General features: G+C 39.8%; 18 protein-coding genes. 2 read left to right on the top strand and 16 right to left on the bottom strand.

The features are described from left to right. Positions 1–89: 89 nt before the first annotated feature. From hpf to WKT08_RS08860, 3 genes are all read right to left on the bottom strand, one after another. Positions 90–632, bottom strand: a complete 543-nt coding sequence (gene hpf / locus WKT08_RS08870) for a ribosome hibernation-promoting factor, HPF/YfiA family (protein WP_223346182.1) — start codon at positions 630–632, stop codon at positions 90–92. An 81-nt stretch (positions 633–713) separates the two neighbouring features. Continuing rightward, a complete protein-coding gene (locus tag WKT08_RS08865; protein WP_340281485.1) occupies positions 714–1,379 on the bottom strand; it encodes a ComF family protein in 666 nt (221 codons plus the stop codon). Further along, positions 1,376–2,674 (bottom strand): DEAD/DEAH box helicase, encoded by a 1,299-nt coding sequence (locus WKT08_RS08860; protein WP_340281482.1) that lies wholly within the window; start codon positions 2,672–2,674, stop codon positions 1,376–1,378. The genes WKT08_RS08865 and WKT08_RS08860 overlap by 4 nt, the downstream gene beginning before the upstream one ends. 55 nt (positions 2,675–2,729) lie before the next feature. On the opposite strand from WKT08_RS08860, the gene WKT08_RS08855 reads away from it, so the two are divergent. Then, entirely contained in the window at positions 2,730–3,371 is a 642-nt protein-coding gene (locus WKT08_RS08855; protein WP_340281480.1) for a YigZ family protein, read from the top strand. 122 nt (positions 3,372–3,493) lie between these two features. Next, on the top strand, positions 3,494–4,417 hold the full coding sequence (cysK, locus tag WKT08_RS08850; protein ID WP_003004014.1) for a cysteine synthase A: 924 nt from the start codon (positions 3,494–3,496) through the stop codon (positions 4,415–4,417). Between the two features lie 50 nt (positions 4,418–4,467). Here the strand turns inward: cysK and WKT08_RS08845 are convergent, their stop codons facing one another. The 13 genes from WKT08_RS08845 to gmk form a co-directional block, all read right to left on the bottom strand. After that, entirely contained in the window at positions 4,468–4,833 is a 366-nt protein-coding gene (locus WKT08_RS08845) for a S1 RNA-binding domain-containing protein (RefSeq protein WP_023920312.1), read from the bottom strand. Between the two features lies 1 nt (position 4,834). Further along, positions 4,835–6,235: a bifunctional Cof-type HAD-IIB family hydrolase/peptidylprolyl isomerase gene (locus tag WKT08_RS08840; protein WP_340281475.1), complete on the bottom strand. Its 1,401-nt coding sequence runs from the start codon at positions 6,233–6,235 to the stop codon at positions 4,835–4,837. A 44-nt stretch (positions 6,236–6,279) separates the two neighbouring features. Further along, on the bottom strand, positions 6,280–6,912 hold the full coding sequence (locus WKT08_RS08835; RefSeq protein ID WP_049507122.1) for a response regulator transcription factor: 633 nt from the start codon (positions 6,910–6,912) through the stop codon (positions 6,280–6,282). Continuing rightward, positions 6,909–7,925 carry a sensor histidine kinase gene (locus tag WKT08_RS08830; RefSeq protein WP_340281471.1) on the bottom strand — a complete coding sequence of 339 codons (1,017 nt, stop codon included), beginning with the start codon at positions 7,923–7,925 and terminating at the stop codon, positions 6,909–6,911. The genes WKT08_RS08835 and WKT08_RS08830 overlap by 4 nt, the downstream gene beginning before the upstream one ends. Further along, entirely contained in the window at positions 7,922–8,617 is a 696-nt protein-coding gene (gene liaF / locus WKT08_RS08825) for a cell wall-active antibiotics response protein LiaF (RefSeq protein WP_340281469.1), read from the bottom strand. The genes WKT08_RS08830 and liaF overlap by 4 nt, the downstream gene beginning before the upstream one ends. A gap of 175 nt (positions 8,618–8,792) precedes the next feature. Next, positions 8,793–10,592, bottom strand: coding sequence for a CAP domain-containing protein (locus WKT08_RS08820; RefSeq protein ID WP_340281466.1), 1,800 nt, complete (start codon positions 10,590–10,592; stop codon positions 8,793–8,795). A 491-nt stretch (positions 10,593–11,083) separates the two neighbouring features. Further along, positions 11,084–12,952: a Stk1 family PASTA domain-containing Ser/Thr kinase gene (gene pknB, locus WKT08_RS08815; protein WP_287299931.1), complete on the bottom strand. Its 1,869-nt coding sequence runs from the start codon at positions 12,950–12,952 to the stop codon at positions 11,084–11,086. Then, entirely contained in the window at positions 12,949–13,689 is a 741-nt protein-coding gene (locus tag WKT08_RS08810) for a Stp1/IreP family PP2C-type Ser/Thr phosphatase (RefSeq protein WP_340281462.1), read from the bottom strand. Before WKT08_RS08810 ends, pknB begins: the two co-directional genes overlap by 4 nt. A gap of 21 nt (positions 13,690–13,710) precedes the next feature. Then, positions 13,711–15,024 carry a 16S rRNA (cytosine(967)-C(5))-methyltransferase RsmB gene (rsmB, locus tag WKT08_RS08805; protein WP_340281460.1) on the bottom strand — a complete coding sequence of 438 codons (1,314 nt, stop codon included), beginning with the start codon at positions 15,022–15,024 and terminating at the stop codon, positions 13,711–13,713. Beyond that, positions 15,014–15,949 carry a methionyl-tRNA formyltransferase gene (fmt, locus tag WKT08_RS08800; protein ID WP_070448998.1) on the bottom strand — a complete coding sequence of 312 codons (936 nt, stop codon included), beginning with the start codon at positions 15,947–15,949 and terminating at the stop codon, positions 15,014–15,016. The genes rsmB and fmt overlap by 11 nt, the downstream gene beginning before the upstream one ends. Before the next feature lie 11 nt (positions 15,950–15,960). After that, positions 15,961–18,369, bottom strand: a complete 2,409-nt coding sequence (locus WKT08_RS08795; RefSeq protein WP_134974511.1) for a primosomal protein N' — start codon at positions 18,367–18,369, stop codon at positions 15,961–15,963. A 63-nt stretch (positions 18,370–18,432) separates the two neighbouring features. After that, complete coding sequence (gene rpoZ / locus WKT08_RS08790; RefSeq protein WP_003010339.1) at positions 18,433–18,747, bottom strand: DNA-directed RNA polymerase subunit omega; 315 nt, start codon at positions 18,745–18,747, stop codon at positions 18,433–18,435. A 25-nt stretch (positions 18,748–18,772) separates the two neighbouring features. Next, positions 18,773–19,405: a guanylate kinase gene (gene gmk / locus WKT08_RS08785; protein WP_003003905.1), complete on the bottom strand. Its 633-nt coding sequence runs from the start codon at positions 19,403–19,405 to the stop codon at positions 18,773–18,775. Positions 19,406–19,475: the final 70 nt, after the last annotated feature.

The raw sequence follows: 19,475 nt of genomic DNA, 5'->3' as shown, positions 1-19,475 counted from the left end.
TGTTTTTTAGTTATATAAAAAATCAGGAGCACAGATGCTCCTGATTCTTCTATAATTTATTTGATGTTTTCAATCTCTTTTTTTGATCTCTATTCTTTTACTTCCAATAGACCAATGTCTCCATCTTCTCTACGGTAGATCACATTTGTTGTGTTATCCTCTGCATCACGATAAATGAAGAAATCGTGTGCTAATAGATCCATTTGAAGGATCGCTTCATCTAAATCCATTGGTTCTAGATCAATTGTTTTTGAGCGAACAACTTTTTCTGTGGTTGTTGCTTCTTCTACAACTGCATCGGTAAACAATTTACCTGCACCAGATTTAACACGATTTTTCTTTTCGATTTTTGTTTTATTTTTACGAATTTGACGTTCAATTTTATCTACAACTAGATCAATTGAACCGTACATATCTTGAGAGACATCTTCTGCACGAAGTGTGATAGATCCAAGCGGAATGGTTACTTCTACTTTTGCGGTCTTTTCACGGTAAACTTTTAAGTTTACTCGAGCGTCTAGCTCTTGATCTGCCTGAAAATATTTTTCAATCTTTTCGAGTTTAGAAACGACATAGTCGCGAATGGCTTCTGTTACTTCTAGGTTTTCACCACGGATACTATATTTAATCATATTAGTACCTACTTTCTAAACATTATGTTTTTATTTATATGTATATTATAACGCTTTCATAAAGTTTTTGCAAATCTTTTTTTACCTTGCGATTGAAAATGTCTTTATTTCTTTCACACCTTTTTCAATTAGTAGACGCTTCATTAATTCGATTGTTTTGCCCGTTGTGTAGATATCATCAAAGATAAGATATTTCTGCTTTTTTGAAACCTCTTCTTTTAATTGAAAGTGTTGAGAGGTTTTTAATCTTTCTTCTCTTGTTTTTTTTGATTGGGCTAAGCTGTCTTCTTTTTGGAAGAGACTGCTGTACTTTATTTCTGCAAAATCTAATATAGTCGATACTTGATTGAATCCTCTTTCCTGCTTTTTTTCATGGCTGATTGGAGTCGGTATTATCGTATAGCTTTTATACTTTTTCAAGGCTTTTTTGATGTCACATGCAAATATCATTCCTAATAAACGATCTCCTTCAAATTTATATCGCTTGAAATAGTCCTTCATTGCTGCATTATATCTATATAATGCTTCATGTTCTACCATATTCCCCTTTTGTATCCAGTATTCGCAATCTTTACATACTTTCTCCTCCTTATCTTTATAACATCTAGGACAATGGATTTCGCCAATTTGTTCGAAGTCTTCTTTGCATTCTTTACAAATCCATTCTTCTTGTTGATTCATAATTATAAGATCTATGAAATGTTCACCAGTTTTCAACTCTTTAGTACAAAGCAGACATTCTTTCAAAATCCAGCCTCCTGATTCATTTCCTTTATTTCTTTAATCGCTTTTTTCATTTCTCGTGTTATACCATCTGATAGAAAAAGTAGTTCACCTGTTGGTCTTTCTTTACTTCGACCGACCCTTCCTGAAATTTGTACGAGGGCACTTTTAGTAAATAATTTGTGATTACTTTCTAAAACAAAGACATCTACAAATGGAAAAGTCACTCCTCTTTCTAAAATTGTTGTCGAGACTAGCATGGTTATGGCTTTGTTTCTAAACTCTTCTACCATTCGTAGGCGGTCTGTTGTCTGTGAGGATACAAAACCTACTGTTTCTTTGGGAAAGTATTTTTTTAAGTTCTCAGTGAATTGTTGTCCTAATTCTATTTCAGATACAAAGATTAACAATGGGTAGTGAGTCTGTCTTTGTTTCTTGATCAGTTGCAATAGTTCGTAAGGGATTCTTCCTTTTTCTATTTTTTCTCTAATTTTCGGCACCCATTTTATTTCAGGGACCACTAGTGGGTTCCCATGAAATCTTCTTGGAAGACTATAACGAATGATTTCTTTTTTCTTGACCTTTTTATCTAACTCATCTGTAGAGGTTGCTGTTAAATATAGGGTATTTCCCTCTTTTTTTATTGCATTCTGAGCTGCTTTATATAAGATTGGATTGTCCACATAGGGAAACGCATCTACTTCATCTATAATAAGGAGATCAAAGGCCTGATAAAACTTTAGCAATTGATGGGTTGTAGCGATCACCAAAGGTGTTCTAAAATAGGGTTCCGATTCTCCATGAAGTAAAGAGATGGGGCAGGAAAAATCTTCCTTCATCCTTCCGTACAGTTCGATACAGACATCGATTCTTGGGGTAGCAATACAGACTGCTTTTCCTGCCTTGATCGCTGTTGCTACAACCTGATACATCATTTCCGTTTTCCCAGCTCCTGTCACAGCATGTACCAGGGCATGTTTCCCTGCTTTAACTGCTTGGATAAGTCCTTCAGATACCTCTTGTTGATAGGAAGTCAAGGTCCCTTTCCAGTTTAGCACCTCTTGACCTTCAAAGTCTCGCTGTGCAATAGTATAAAGTTTTTGATCACTCCGGATCCTTCCCAATTGGATACAGGCTCTACAATACAGCACCTCCTCACTCAACTTCCAAAGTTTCTGATCAATCAAACTGCCACATCGAAAGCAATGGTACCTTCCATTCTCTTTTTCTATAGCTGGAAGTTCTTGGGCAATTTCTTTTAGATCATTTGTCATTTGACTCTCTGTTAAGAGTCTTCCATAAGAATCTTCTATCTTCATACTTATTAATTCGCAAAAGTTGGAGAAAATCATTCTTTTTTTGTAAAATAAGAATATGGAATATGTTACATTTAAAGAGAACGGCACTGTTCAAGAAGAAATCAAAAAATCAAAATTCATTTGTCATGTCAAGCGAGTCTCCTCTGAAGAGGAAGCTAGAGATTTTATCAATGCCATCAAAAAGGAACACTATAAGGCTACACATAACTGCTCTGCTTTCATCATTGGGGAACAAAGTGACATCAAACGGACCAGTGACGATGGAGAGCCTAGTGGAACCGCTGGGGTACCGATGTTAGGAGTTTTGGAGAATCATCGCATCACTAATAGTTGTGTCGTGGTTACCCGCTATTTTGGAGGTATTAAATTAGGTGCTGGCGGTCTGATTCGTGCTTATGCTGGAAATGTTGCACAAGCAGTTCGAGAGATTGGACTGGTAGAAATCAAAGAGCAAGTGGTACTTGGGATCACACTTTCTTATTCCCAATACCAAGAATTTGCTAATTTCTTAAAAGACCATCAATTGGCGGAACAAGATCCGATGTTTACAGATCAGGTGATGACAACTATTTTTGTAGATAAAGAAAACACAAGTTCTATCACAGCAGCTTTAGTCGAATTTTACAATGGCAAAGTCATTATTGAAGATCACGGAATTCGTGAGGTTGAAGTACCCCGACTTTCTGTAGAAAAATAATCAAAAAACTATCGGCAACGATAGTTTTTTTTTATCACACCCATAAAATATCTATATTTTACATTCTTCCTGCAAGGGACTATACTTGTTAGTATCAAGAAAACCTAGAACTGAGGTATATTATGGCTATTTATGAAAATATTACAGAATTAATTGGGAACACTCCGATTGTCAAATTGAACCGTCTTGTTCCTGAAGGAGCTGCAGACGTCTATGTCAAACTCGAAGCTTTCAATCCTGGATCATCTGTTAAAGACCGGATTGCTTTGAGCATGATTGAAAAAGCTGAAGCGGATGGCTTGATCAAACCAGGTGATACCATTGTCGAAGCAACTAGTGGGAACACAGGAATTGGCTTGTCATGGGTTGGCGCAGCTAAAGGCTACAAAGTTGTGATTGTCATGCCTGAAACCATGAGTGTGGAACGTCGTAAAATCATTCAAGCCTATGGAGCTGAACTCGTTTTGACTCCTGGAAGTGAAGGAATGAAAGGCGCTATCGCTAAAGCTGAAGCAATCGCTGCAGAAAGAAATGGCTTCCTTCCTCTTCAATTTGAAAACCCTGCTAACCCAGAGGTACATGAAAGAACAACAGGACAAGAAATCGTTGATGCCTTTGGAAAAGATGGTTTAGATGCTTTTGTCGCAGGTGTTGGTACTGGTGGTACTGTTTCTGGTATTTCTCATACTTTGAAAAAGAATAATCCTGCTGTCAAAGTCTATGCCGTTGAGGCCAATGAATCTGCAGTCCTTTCTGGTGAAAAACCTGGACCACATAAAATCCAAGGGATTTCAGCAGGCTTTATCCCAAATACTTTAGACACTAATGCATATGATGGTGTTCGTCGCGTATCTTCAGAAGAAGCTTTCGAACTTGCACGCGCTATCGGTGGAGCTGAAGGATTCTTAGTCGGAATCTCAAGCGCAGCTGCTATCTATGCCGCTATTGAAGTCGCAAAAGAATTGGGTAGCGGTAAAAAAGTTCTTGCTCTTGCACCAGATAATGGAGAACGTTACCTTTCTACTACCCTTTACGAATTTGAATAATTCTCTATATTAAAAAAACTTCGGTAGGTTTCATCAACCTATCGAAGTTTTTATTTTTTTTCTTGTTTGCTAAAGAATACCTTTCCTTCTTTGACCCAGGTCGGCATCTGTTGAGCTAAGGGCGCAAAACCACTCTTGTGGCGGTCATTTGAAAAACGATGGTGTCGAATGCTTCGTTGTGGTGTTTCTTCTAGTGTTCTCAGAGAGAGGCTGGCTTTCTTAGAATATTCATCAACATCGATGACTTGGACAAAGACTTTTTCTCCAATTGAAAGAATATCATGAATATTACTTACATAACCACTTCTAATCTCTGAGATATGAATCAAGCCCGTGACACCCGACTCTAGTTCGACAAAGGCACCATAAGGTTGAATGCCCGTAATGGTCCCTTCTAACTTATCTCCAATTTTCATATTAGTCCTCTATTTCGACGGTTTCAATCACGACATCTTCTACCGGCTTATCCATCATACCTGTTTCAACAGCCGCGATCTCATCCAATACGGCAAAAGAAGATTCATCCATCAATTGACCAAATACTGTATGACGTTGATCTAAGTGAGGAGTTCCCCCTTCTGTCGTATAGATTTCTGCGATTTTTTCAGGCCAGCCACCGCGGACCAATTCCTTTTTCGAATATAGGAGATGTTGATTTTGTACAATAAAGAATTGGCTACCATTTGTGTTTGGTCCAGCATTTGCCATCGAAAGGGCTCCGCGAATATTGTACAGTTCTTTTGAAAATTCGTCTTCGAAGCTCTCACCATAGATGGATTCACCACCCATACCTGTACCAGTAGGATCTCCCCCTTGGATCATGAAATCTTTAATAATCCGATGGAAAATGACACCATCATAATAGCCAGACTTAGCAAGAGCCACAAAATTTGCAACTGTTTTTGGCGCTTGATCTGGGAACAATTGAATTTTCATCTCACCGTGATTGGTTTTGATCACAGCTATAGGACCTTCAACCACACCAAGTTCCAACTGTGGTAACGTCAATTCTTTTTCAACCATATTTAACTCCTCTAAGGCATAGAATATGCCATCTTCTTCTAAATTCTTAGTGATATAATCAGCTTTTTCTTGTAACTCTGGAGCAGATTTTCCCATTGCGATACTAATTCCAGCATAATCAAATAGTTCTAGATCATTTAATCCATCCCCAAATACTAAAACATTCTCTGGCTTCAAGCCCAAATGTTTGACAAGATGAGAAACTCCTGAAGCTTTTGAAGCTTCAAAGCGAACAACATCTGACGAATGGGGATGCCACGAAACTAGGCGCAAGTTCTCTTGCAAAGAAGGGGGCAACTCTAGCTCACTATCCTGTTCATCAAAGGTCCACATTTGGAAAATAGGTTCTTTCAAATGCAGATCTGGATCTACAGGTAAGTTGGGATAAATGATGTCAATAGCATCACTGATCAAGGGTGTCCGATTGGACAGGGCAGCTTGATGACTAGCCACTAACCCATAATCAATCTCGGATTCTTTGGCCCAATCCACAAAAGAAGAAACGATTGCTTCATTGATTGGTGATTGGTAGATCACAGTTCCTTTTGTATCTTCTATATAGGCGCCGTTTAAGGTTACTAGAAAATCAGGCTTTAAGTCCATGATTTCAGGAACAACCCCAAAAATCCCTCTACCGGTTGCAATCCCTGTTCGGATTCCTTTTTCTTTCAATTGATGAAAGACTTCTTTGACAGATTCTGGGATCAATCCAGTTTCTTTTGCACGTAATGTATCATCAATATCAAAAAAGACGATTTTAACTTTTTTGGCTTTATAACGTAATTTTGCGTCCACTTGTCTCCCCCTTATGATCATGCTCTATTATAGCATGTTTCCTTTTAAAAATCTTCTTGATTCACCAGATGGTGTCGAAAGGCATAGACTACTGCTTGCGTCCGATCACTGACTTCTAATTTGGATAAGATGTTGGAGACATGGGTCTTCACTGTTTTTAAAGAAATGAAGAGTTCATCTGCTATTCGTTGATTTTCATATCCTTTCGTCAATAAAGCCAGAATATCTCGTTCTCTAGCTGTCAAATCATCATGCAATTCAGCATGGTTCTTTCGTGACTCAACTTTTTGACTAACTTCTGTCTCAATTGCAAATTCTCCCTTTGCAACCTTTCTGACAGCCTGTAAGATCTCAGTTGCTGACGAGGTCTTTAAAATATACCCTTTTGCACCGGCATCTAAGACAGGGTAAATCTTTTCGTTATCTAAATAAGACGTCAAAATGACAATTTTAGCTTCCGGCCACTCTTTTAGGATGGCTAGAGTCGCATCGATTCCATTTAGCTCTGGCATCACAATATCCATGATGATGACGTCTGGTCTTTCTTTCAGCGCCAAGTCCACCCCTTCATGCCCATTTTTCGCCTCTAAGACTTGCTCAATATCGGTTTGCATGGACAAAAAGCTTTTCAATCCCAATCGAACCATTTCATGGTCGTCTACTAATAATACTTTCATACAGTTTCCTTTTCATTTTTCTCTTTTACAAGGAGGGGAACGCGAATATCCACAGCCACTCCCTTTTGAGGACTCGTTCTTATTTTAATGGTTCCCGCCATGTCCTCTACACGTTCTTGAATATTTTTCAACCCATAACTCAATCGTTCCAATTTTTCCTGCTCAAAGCCGATTCCATCATCTACCATCCGTAAATGAAGTTGTTTTCCTTCCTGATGCAAAAAGACATCCATTTGTTGAGCTCTAGCGTGTTTCAAGGTATTGCTGACAATTTCTTGGACGATCCGAAATAGATGTTCTTCCATTTCTTTTGGAATGCTCACGTCATTATGATGGAAGACAACTGTTAGGTTACTCTTTTCCTTCAATTCTCTAAAAATCATCTCCATACCTTCTACCAAACTTTTTCCTTCCAATTCTGTAGGACGAAGATGTAGGAGCAAGACGCGTAAATCATTTTGGGCTGTACCTAGAATATCTGACACACCATTGAGTTGCTGCTGGATCTGACTTTTCTCTAACTCAAGGGCCTGTGCTGCCACTCCAGATAAAATCATATTGGCTGCAAACAATTCTTGACTAACCGTGTCATGTAGATCACGCGCAATTCTCTTACGCTCGATTTCCACAATTTCTTCCTCATTTCGCATCACACGATTTTCACTTTTTTGTAAATTTTCTTCTAGTCGAAGCAATTTGCTGTCCAATAAATCTAACTGTCGATTCAATTCTTTGGGGGCAATTTCTTTTCGCTGTGAAGCAGTCAGGATAGATTCTACCTTTTGTTGTACTGCATGAACCGTTACAAATTGCGTGATTTTAATAATTAAGACAACCAAAGCCGTCAATGCAAGCGTCAGACTAAAAACCAAAAATAGGAATGATTGAAGCAAGGAAAGATCTGAAAGAAGTTTGCCCCACTGAAAACCAACAAAATGGAAAATGGTATGACAAATGACCGCAACCACCATTAGGGAATAGAAATACAATAGGAGATAGTCTAATTTCTTCATGCGCGAATCACCTCAACATCCCCAACAATATCAACTAACACAATTTTTATAGAACGGTGCGATCTCCGATAATGTGCCGTTTCAATGTCTATGGTTTCATTTCTCATTTTACGGACAGGAAGTTCCAAAAACTTCAGATCTCCATACAGGGTGTTAATTTGTAAATGCAATTCCAAATCAATCGGTAAGATAATTTTTGTATTTCCAAACCCTTTCCGAATGATCACTACATTGTCCCAATTGCAAATGGCTACCTCCTCTAAATGGAGGGTGTCATTCCCAAAAACTCGGATCACATTCAGATCTCGATACCCTCGACTTTGCTTTGAAAAATGTTGTAAATCACCAATCCATCGAGTTTTTTCCTGACGAATTTTCGTATCCTCTTCAACATCAAACACAACTGCTTCATTTTCCTTATACATATAAGGGTAGGCGATCAATAAACCATAAACCACCGCAAATAAAATGGCTGCAATCACAAAAGGATTCAGCATCACGATAAAAAACAAGAGCACACTCAGTGCGATTAATAGAAAATTCGCTTTTTGTTTGCCAAAATAGTAATACAAAAGGAGCAAAAAGAGAACCATCAAGACAACAAATCTGGAAAAATCGATTGATAAAATGGTGATCGCTGCTAATGTTAACAAAACGGCTTCAACGAAAATAAAAATTTGTATTTTCCACATAGTCTACCTCATCTTTTCCTATTTTATCAAATTTTTCCTCATTTGACTTCCGTCTGTGGTTGGATAATACGAAGAGCAAAAAAACACCCAAAAGATAGAAATCCTTTGGGTGTCCTTAGTATCGGAATGAATTGTTATTAAATAAGTTCTTTCCGATAACGGTTGTCTAGAGGCATTATTTATACATGAATGCCCAGTAATAGTTACCGTCGCCATTGATGACTGCTGCTACCGCACCTTCTGTGGCATTTGGATCGAGCATTAATTCTCTCAATCCACTGTTATACCATTTCGTTGCGACTGTTGTTGCATTGTCTTCACGGCGAGCTACAAAACCTGTGCTATCGTACTGACGTGAAATAGTATGGGCTTTTGGTAAGGCACGTGAGTTGTAGACATCATCTGACCAAGTCAATTCTTTTAAGCCTTGTGCTTTTCGCAATTCGTTAATCTTAGCAAATGCTTCTTTCGCTTTATCTAACTCGATATAGTTTGTATTGTCTGTTGCTTCTACACGATAAACGAATTTCACATAGCCAAACTCAACATCTTTGTAGTTCTTGTCATCTACTCCACTCTTCAAGTTAGCGATTAAAACATAGTCTTTAGCCCATGGGTTTTCTTTAGATTGCTCAAAGAGTTCTGGGTCCTCGATTTCCCATTCTACTTTGGCATCCCAGCCAGCATTGTCAATAAATTTAGGATTCATTTTCTTAATGACATAGTCCTTAAATTCATCCACATTCTTAAATGGAAGAGCTTGACCTGCTTTAGCTGTTTCTACAAGGTTTGTAGAGTAGAGCTTCACGCTTGAGTCTCGATCGCTATAGGCATATTCATCATCTTTGGCATCTTCGTGGAATTTTGGATCGATTTCAGGATCTTTCGGATCTGTCATTCCATAAAGTTTCCATTTATCTCCATTCCATTTCCAATAAGCAGAGTAACCAGTTGCTTCCGTATCAGAAGGAACGTAGTAATAGTGAGTCGACCCGTCAAAGTAGTAGTTCTTATCTCGACGCAAAGCTGCTGATCCAGGTTTGCCAGGAGGATAGACTATCTTTGGTGCTCGTCCATTTGGAGCCCATGGAAGATGTTCTAATCCTTCTGCTGGTGTCTCAACGTATGGAGGAATTTGGTTTTCACTAGGTTGATCTGTTGATACCAAACCATCATTTCCAGGCACTTCAGGTTGCACCGGTTCTTCTGGTTTTGGTTCACTTGGATTTTCTGGGGTTGGTGCGAAAGGATCAAACTCTCCATCTGCTCCTACAAATGGAGGATTTTCTGGGAAGATCAAGTTCCCGTGATCTTCTGGTGTAGATGGTTCTGATGGGTTGACTGGTTGATCGGGTTTATCGCTTGGATCTGGCTCGTCGGGTGTTGGAGTTGGTTCCGGAGTCGGTGTTGGAGTTGGTTCTGGAGTATCAGGATTTTCCGTCGAATTCTTCACAAATACCCATTTACCATTTTTATAGTAGTAATAATCCCCATTATCTAATACATAATAATGGTAGCCATTTTCATATACATAATGAGGGTCATTGGCAAGGTTATTAGTAGAGTTATTCCGATTAGTTAAAGGCTTCCACTCACCATTGCGGTAGATCCGGTAAGTCCCATCACTCATCCGATAATAATGATTGCCATTCCAATAAATGTAGTTTACATCATTTTCCAAGGAATAACCATAGTTCCAACCATTATAGCCATAATAATTATTCCAGCTAGGATAACCATAGTTATAGCCATAATAATAGTTCCAATTTGGATATCCATAGCCATAACTATAGGTCCATGAATTATAGCCATTATAACCGTTCCAATTATTGTAACCATAGTTATAATAGTTTGAACGATAAGGGGAGGTATTCCATCCTCTATTTTCTGCAGCTACTTTTGTTGCTATAAATGCCGGGACAATCATAGCTGTTGCTAAGATTGCTCGACTAACCACTCTATATTTTCTGTCCATTTAAATAATCTCCATTGGGAAAGTATAGGCGAAAGATACATCAACTATGTGCACATATTTCAAAAGTCATTCTACCTCCCTGTTTCTTAGTTCACGACATTTATCTCCACCAGTTGTCAAGGCCTATTCAACTAGTAGAAAAAAATCTATTCGTTTACCAATTTCCTATCAAAGCAGGTCTGAACGACATTTTTACTCTTTGATCTCCTTTCACGCAGATTATAGCATGTGGGCTAAAACAAAGGCAAATAATTTGATATTCAATCTATTTTCAACTTCAAATTACCTTATGTTTAATTGACTATTTTATTTTACCGGACTTGAAACCCCTTGTTTGTTAAGGGATTCACATAATCTATTCATCTGTAGAAAAATAGTTTCTTGAAGCGACCTCAAAGTTTTTCCCTCTACAGGGAAATAAAAAAATCACGACATAGCAACAAAAAAATACAAAAAGACTCAGAAATTCATCTGAGTCTTAGACTGATTTATTAATCTCCACCAGTTGCACTACTGCTGGAGCTTTCTGTATCTGATCGTTCAGCAGAGGATGAACTAGATGCATCTGAACTTGATGAGGCTTTCGTACTTGAAGAAGCCGTCACTTTAGGCTCATATACAGTCAAAACAATTCGTGTTCGGTTAATATCCACCGTACTCGAAACTTCTGGAGTTTGACTGACAATTTGACCGGCAGAAACAACTACCCCATCAGGGAGATGTTCCGTTTTTCTTAATTCGATATTGGCTTCTTTAATACCATAGATCTCAATCAAATTACTTCTAGCAAAATCATAAGTTGATCCAACATAGTTTGGCATTTCAATTGAAGTCGTTTCTTTCGCTACTTTCAAAACAATCTTGGTTTTTGAATTCAGAGAATATTGCTCTCCTGGAGCTGGGGTTTGTTCAAGAACTGTCCCTGCAGCATAATCGAAGGTCTCAACTTCTTCAATCGTGATCATTTTGCTTGATACTTTATAAGTATTTTTCAGATCTTCCTCTGCTTTAGCTCGTGTTTCTCCTACATAGTTTGGCATTTCAAAACTATTTGGACCTTTTGAAACAATCAAATCAATGCGACTTTGTTCTTTCTTTTGAGCACCTGCATTTGGATTGGTCCGAATGACATAGCCTTCTGCAACCGAATCACTGTACTCTTCTTTCTCTTCACCGACTTGAAGGTCTTGTCCCTCAATAACCGCTCTAGCTTCGGCAATGGTTTTGCCGGAAACATCTGGAACTGTTTTATTGGCTGGGCTCATATACAACAAGAAAGTAAAGGCTGCAAGAACTAGTGCAATGGCAACAAACAATACCTTGTAGCGCGCCCGCAAGCGTCTTCTTGGCTTTTTACTTGGTGCCATTGTCTGCTGGTCAGATAATGGTCGATTAGGATCTACCGAACTGATTTCACTGCGTACCTCAGAGATTGGAACAGGAGCCGTCTTTGGAGTTGGACTCACTTTTGGAAGAGTCTTTGTATCAGCTTTCGATTGATCTTCAAAAATCAGTTTTTTCTCATTTCTTCTCTCGTAGGACAAGCAACTTGAAAGGTCCACATACATCTCTGCCACTGATTTATAGCGATCCGTCAGTTTTTTAGCTGTCGCTTTGATCACCACATTTTCTAAAGCTTGTGGAACATTCTTATTCTCTTCCCGAATAGATGGGAGTGGCTTTTGAAAATGCTGCAAAGCGATTGTAACTGCACTATCTCCATCATAAGGAATGTGTCCTGTCAACATCTCATAGAAAATGATCCCCATCGCGTAGATGTCACTTTGCACCGTAGCTTTTGAACCGCGCGCCTGCTCAGGGGACAAATAATGAACCGACCCCAACATCGAGTTGGTCTGAGTCAAACTAGTCTCTGCGAAGGCCACTGCAATCCCAAAGTCTGAAACTTTTGCTGTTCCATCTGGTGTCAAGAGAACATTCTGTGGTTTTAAATCTCTATGGATAATGCCACGCGTATGGGCAAGACGCATAGCTAGAAGGATCTGCCCCATCAAACGAACAGCTTCTTCATTTGATAAAGGAGCATTTTCTTTGATATAGCGTTTCAAGTCTAAACCTGCAACATATTCCATTGCAAGGTATTGTTGTCCTTCTTCTTCGCCAATGTCTGTAATCCGAACGATATTTGGATGGTCCAGCTCTGCCATCGCCTTTGCTTCACGCTGAAAACGCGCAACCGCAATGGGATCCGTCTGGTAATTCGTACGCAGTACCTTGACTGCAACTTCTTCCCCATCTAAAATCAAATCACGCGCAAGATAAACATCTGCCATCCCGCCGCGTCCAATTTGTTGGATGATTTTATATCGCCCGGCAAAAATTTTGCCGATTTGAATCATGCTGCGTCCTCCTCAGTAAAGTGGAGCAGTACAACAGTGATATTATCCAAGCCTCCAGCATTATTGGCAAAACGAATCAAGGTTTGAGCTTTTTCTTCCAGTGAAACATCACTCAAGACAATATCTCTGATTTCATCCGGGCCAATCATATTAGTTAAACCGTCACTATTGATCAAAATATAATCATCTGCTTCAACCGTCACCAAACCATAATCCGGCTCCAACTCATCTTTTTGGCCAATGGACTGAGTGATAATGTTACGTTGAGGATGATGGGCTGCTTCTTCCTCTGTAATTTGACCTGCTCGTAAAAGAGCATTTACAAGAGAATGGTCACTAGTCAACTGCTGGTATTTGCCCTGACGAATGAGGCCAATCCGTGAATCCCCAACGTGGGCATAAATCACTTGTCCTTCTACAAAAGCCAAAGCTTCCAGTGTCGTTCCCATTCCTTTGTGCTCATCATCTTGCCCAGCTAAATGGATCCGACGGTTCACAGCTTCTAAATGTTCTGCAAACCATTCCCGTACTTGATTAACCGTCTCGATCTCAGAAGAAACCCAAGCCGCACCTAGGTCTGTGACTGCCATTTCACTAGCAATATTTCCGGCACGGTGTCCTCCCATACCATCAGCAAGGAAAACCATAGATTTTCCTGCCTTGTTTGTATATTGATTTGCATAGTCTTGGTTATTTGTCCGTCTTTGACCTACATCGGTTAAGATCGTCATATCCATACTGTCAGTTTCCTCCTGATATTATGAGATTCTCTTAAAACGACTGATAAAGAAGCCGTCGCTTCCATATAATTCGGGTGTAATAAGGATACAATCATTTTTAAGAATATCTTTTCTTTCGTGATCCAATGGGACTTGTTCGAAATTTGGATGGTTTTTCAAAAATTGGTCCACCACTTCAAAATTCTCTTTACCCATAATTGTACACGTACTGTACACTATTATACCACCTTTACGCACACTTTGACAAACACTATCCAGAATGGCCAATTGAATAGCTTGTAAAGATACAAAATCTGCACTCTCTTTATTGTACTTGATATCAGGCTTTCTCCGTATCAAACCAATCCCTGAACAAGGCGCATCCACCAAAATTTTATCGAAAGCATCAGGTCCAAATGTTTCAAAGACTTTTGTCGCATCTAACTTCTTTGTCAAAATTTTGTCCGCAACATGGAGCCGATTAGCATTTTCTTGAATCAATTTGAGCTTATGGTCATAGAGATCCAAGGCTGTGACTTTCCCAGTTGTGAGATAAGAAGCCAGGTGAGTCGTTTTTCCACCTGGCGCAGCACAGGCATCTAAAACCCACTCATCTCCTTGCAAATCCAAAGCTGGTGCCACCAATTGACTGGACTCGTCTTGAATAGTAATGCGCCCCTCTTTAAACAAGGAATGCGCCGCAAAATGTCCCTGCTCTTTCACGAGAGCGGACGGAGCAAGTAGAGAGGAGGTTGCTTCGAACAGCTGAGCCAACTCTTCTTTTTCGTCCAGATCAATCACACGAATACTGGATTTATTACGCTGATAAAGACTCTTAAAAATAGCACAAGCACGTTCTTCACCGTATTCTTCGATCAATACTTTGACCAACCATACAGGTAGGGAATACTCTACCGAATAACGTTTATTCTTTCGCTTGATTGTATCAATAGCTGGTAGTCCTTCGCGGATTAGCTTTCTAAGAATAGCATTGACAAACTTCTCACTGCCTTCTTTACGACGTTTTGCTATCCGGACAGCTTCATTGACGATGGCATGATCAGGAATTCGGTCTAAATAGACAAGTTGATACAAACTCATCATCAAAAGATAATAGAGCCAAGGATCTAATTTCGTCCGGTCTTCAATTACGTGGGCGAGATACCACTCGAGTGTTATCTTCCGTGCTACAGTACCGTATACAACTTCCGTAACAAAGCTTCTATCTTTATCTGAAAGTTGAGAGTGTTCTAGCGCTTGATTTAGGGCAATATTAGAATAAGCTCCCTGTTCAAAAACCTCTTCTAACACTCGAACGATCTGTTCACGCGCATTCATTTGTTTAATTTCCAAAGTGATCTCCTACTTTCAATTGACGGCCAGCGCCATTCAAAAAGTCTGTGATGGACATTTTTGGTTTTCCTGCCGGCTGCACAACTTTGAGGGACAATGCGCCTTCTCCTGCAGCGACCAGCAACTCTTTTTTGGTCAAAGCAATCACTTCTCCAGGATTTCCATTTCCTTCGCATAGCTCTGCTTCATAAACTTTAAAGCGTTGCCCATTTAATAACGTATGAGCGACCGGCCAAGGATTCATCCCCCGGATCTGATTAAAGACTTGGCGATTGGTTTTGGTCCAGTCCAAAACCTCTTCTTCCGGTAAAATATTCGGTGAAAATGTGACCAAACTTGGATCTTGTGGACTTGGCTTGATCTCCCCTGCCAGGTAAGCTGGCAAAGTATCTAGGAGTAAGTCACGTCCAAGGACTGCCAATTTTTCAAACAAAGTTCCCACATTGTCCTCATCTAAAATTGGGAGAGAACGAGCTGCAATCATGTCTCCAGCATCCATTTCCTTGACCATTTCCATAATTGTAACCCCAGCTTCTTCGTCACCATTGATCAGGGCATAGTGAATGGGAGCTCCACCTCTATATTTAGGTAATAAAGACGCGTGGACATTCACCGCAAACTGAAAGTTCTCCAACAATTTTGTCGGTAAAAATTGTCCAAAAGCAGCGGTCACAATTCCATCTGCATCTAGTGATAAGAGAGTTTCCATTTCTGGACTACCCGATAATTTCTCCGGCTGAAGAACCGGTAGTTGATGTTCCAAAGCTACCTGCTTCACCGGGGTCATTCGAATCTCTTTTTTGCGACCTACTTTGCGGTCTGGTTGAGTCACAACTGCCAAAATTTCATAGCGCGAATCTGCTAACAATCCCTTTAAAACCGTCGCTGAAAAATCAGGCGTCCCCATAAAAATTAATTTTGTCATTTCTTTCTTCCTTACATAAAACTTTGAGGTTCATTATCAATACTGACACGTAGATCTTGGTTGCCTCTTTCTTGTGTAAATTCTAAGATTTGATTCAAGACCTGAGTCATGCCTTCTTCGAAACGATATTTCACAATGATTTGATAATGATACAAATTATGTGTGCGTGCAATTGGTTTAGGTGTTGGTCCTAAGATTTGGACCTGATCAGATAAGCCAGATCGGAGAATTTCCATGACCTGATGTGACTTCTCCTTCACCATTTCCTCACTCTTATGAGATAGGGTTAGCCCAACTGTGAAGTAATAAGGCGTATAGCCTAACTGCCGGCGAATCTGCATTTCATAGGCAAAAAAACCTTCATAATCTTGGTCTTTGGCAAATCGAATCGCATAATGATTGGGGTTGTAGCTTTGAATGATAACCTCTCCTTCTTTCTCTGCTCGTCCGGCCCTTCCTGCCACCTGAGTCAAGAGTTGAAAGGTTCTCTCAGAGGATCGATAATCCGGTAAATTTAAAGAAGTATCCGCATTCAAGACACCCACTAACGTCACATTTGGAAAATCCAATCCCTTCGCAATCATTTGCGTCCCTAACAAAATATCCGCTTCTCCATTCCCAAAAGCATCTAATATCGCTGCGTGGCTCCCCTTTTTTCGAGTGGTATCCACATCCATGCGCAGAATTTTAGCTTCAGGAAAGATCTCTTGTAATTCATCATAAGCTTTTTGTGTTCCTGTCCCGTAATAACGAATGGAAGGACTTTGGCAATTTGGACAGTGTCGAGGAATCGCTTTACTATAGCCACAATAATGACAGTTCATGGTTTTAGTATCCATGTGGAGGGTCAAAGAGATGTCACAATTGGGACAAGTATCTACAGTTCCACACTCGCGACACATGACAAAACTGGAATAACCACGGCGGTTCAACATCAAGACAACCTGCTCTTTTTTCTGCAAGCGATCAGCAATAGCTTCCACTAGAACCGGAGTGAAGTTACCAGCTTCATTTTGGCCAATATAATCACGAAAATCAACGACTTTAACTTCTGGAATTTTGGCTGCCGGATTGGCCCGTTGGGTCAGACGAATTAATTCATAAACCCCTTTTGTTGCACGAGCCCGCGATTCTAAACTTGGTGTAGCAGATCCAAGAAGCAAAACTGCTTGATTGTACTGAGCTCTTAAGACTGCGACTTCCCTTGCGTGGTAGCGTGGATTACTATCTTGTTTGTAGGAAGCCTCGTGCTCCTCATCAATGATGATAGCTCCGATGTTTTTTAAAGGAGCAAAGATGGCTGAGCGCGCTCCAACGACTACCTTGGCCTCCCCACGTTCAACTTTTCGCCATTGATCATACTTCTCACCATTTGATAAGCCCGAGTGCAGAATGGCTACTTCCTGACCAAAACGAGAGATAAAACGATCCGTCATCTGTGGCGTCAGGGAAATCTCAGGAACCAACATAATAGCCGTTTTCCCCTTATTTAGAACTTCCTGAATAATCTGCAGATAAACTTCTGTTTTCCCACTTCCAGTCACACCTTCTAATAAAAAAGGCTTTGATGTTTTCCCAATTTGAAAAACTACTCTTTCTACAGCTTTTGCTTGCTCTGAATTTAAAAGCAGAGCCTGGGTCTGTTCTTTGCCTTCATAATATGCAGCCGCCCTATTCACTTCTCGTTCTGTTATTTCTAAAACACCCTGATCAATAAAATAAGCCACTACTTCTCGTGAAAAATCCTGATACAATCCTGCTAAGAGTTGCTCCCCTTGCTCTAGTAACAGGCGCTCTTTCAATGCTAGCCTTTTTTTAGCTCTCGCTGATAGTTGAAGTTCTTTTAATCTTTCCTGGTTAACGCGATACCATTTTTCTGTTTTAATTTGTTTCTTATCCTTGGCCTTGTATTCAAGTACCAAATCTCCTTTTCTGACCAACCGCATCACTTGGGCTTGATCGGCTGCATCTAGAGAAGAAAAAGAAACTTCATTTTTTGCACCAAAAAGTTTTATTTTGAGAGTGGGATCTAAAGAAGGTTGAGGATACAAAATCTTATCATAACTCGAATTGAGGAGAGAAGGAAGCATGGTTTTTAAAATCGTGATCTTATAAGAAAAAACACTTTTTCGTAATTGATCCGCCAACCAAAACTGCTCTTGATTTAAGACCGGAGTGTAATCCAAGACCTCCACAATCGCTTTTAATTCCTCGCTTGTGTCTGCCTCTTCTAAAACATCTACCACAATCCCTTGAATGAGGCGATTCCCTTTACCAAAGGGGACATGAACTCGCATACCTGCCTCCACCATATCCTCAAATTCTGATGGGATCTGATAAGAATAGGGTTTATCTGTCTGCATCAATGGGACATCTACGATGACTTTTGCTATCACTTTTTCACCTCCAGCCTCTATCATATGAGCTTTACTTTATCACGGAACCCTTTAAATAGCAAAAAATAAGATTGAGAAGCCCCAACCTTAAATTTTTTCACCATCTTCTTTTTCTTTGGCAATTTGTTCCTTAATTTTGCGCTCTTCTTCTTCTTTGCGAATCCGCTCTGCTTCAATCCGACGACGAAGCGCTTCACGTTTTGCTTCTGGATCCGGGTGAACAACTACGTTTCCGGACTCAATTTCTTCAAGCGCTTGTAATGTTGATTTAACTGATTGGAATTCTTGAGTGGGTACTGCACCACTTTCCAATTCGTGGGCCCGTTTTGCCTCAAGAATGACCAATGAATATTTGGATGGTACTTTGTCAAGCAATGTATCAATAGAAGGTTTTAACATCATATTCCTATACCTAATTTCTAATTATTTATCTCTTCACAATAGTTTGTGTTTTTGGTAACATATCCAGATAATGGCCAATGACACGGTCTACACGGAAATGCTCTGCTTCGATCACACGTTTGACACGCTCAGCAGCAAGAGGAACCTCGTCGTTCACAATGGCGTAGTCATATTCACGCATCATGGCGATTTCTTCTTTTGCTTTTTCAATCCGTTGCGCAATAACTTCTGCACTATCTGTCCCGCGACCCACTAATCGATCTTGCAATTCATCCAAATCAGGCGGAGTTAAGAAAATAAAAACTGCATCTGGAACTTTCTTCTTTACTTGAAGGGCACCCTGAACTTCAATTTCAAGAAATACATCGATTCCCTTGTCCAAGGTTTCATTCACATAGGTTAAAGGAGTCCCATAGTAATTTCCAACGTACTCAGCGTACTCCAACATTTGCCCTTGACGGATCAAATCTTCAAATTCTTCACGTGTACGGAAAAAATAGTCGACACCATCCACTTCACCTGGACGTTGTGCACGCGTCGTCATCGATACAGAATACTGAAACTGATTGTCCGAGTTTTCAAAAATTTCTCGTCTGACCGTTCCTTTTCCAACCCCCGAAGGGCCAGAAAATACGATTAATAAGCCACGATCCGCCATGATTTCTCCTTCAATGTCTTTCTATCTAGTGTAACAAAAATCGGCCTAATTTTCAACTGATTTTTTCATT

Source organism: Streptococcus sp. HCA-5024, from assembly GCF_037890265.1.
GTDB lineage: Bacteria > Bacillota > Bacilli > Lactobacillales > Streptococcaceae > Streptococcus > Streptococcus lingualis.
This window is presented reverse-complemented; position numbering and strand designations above follow the sequence as displayed.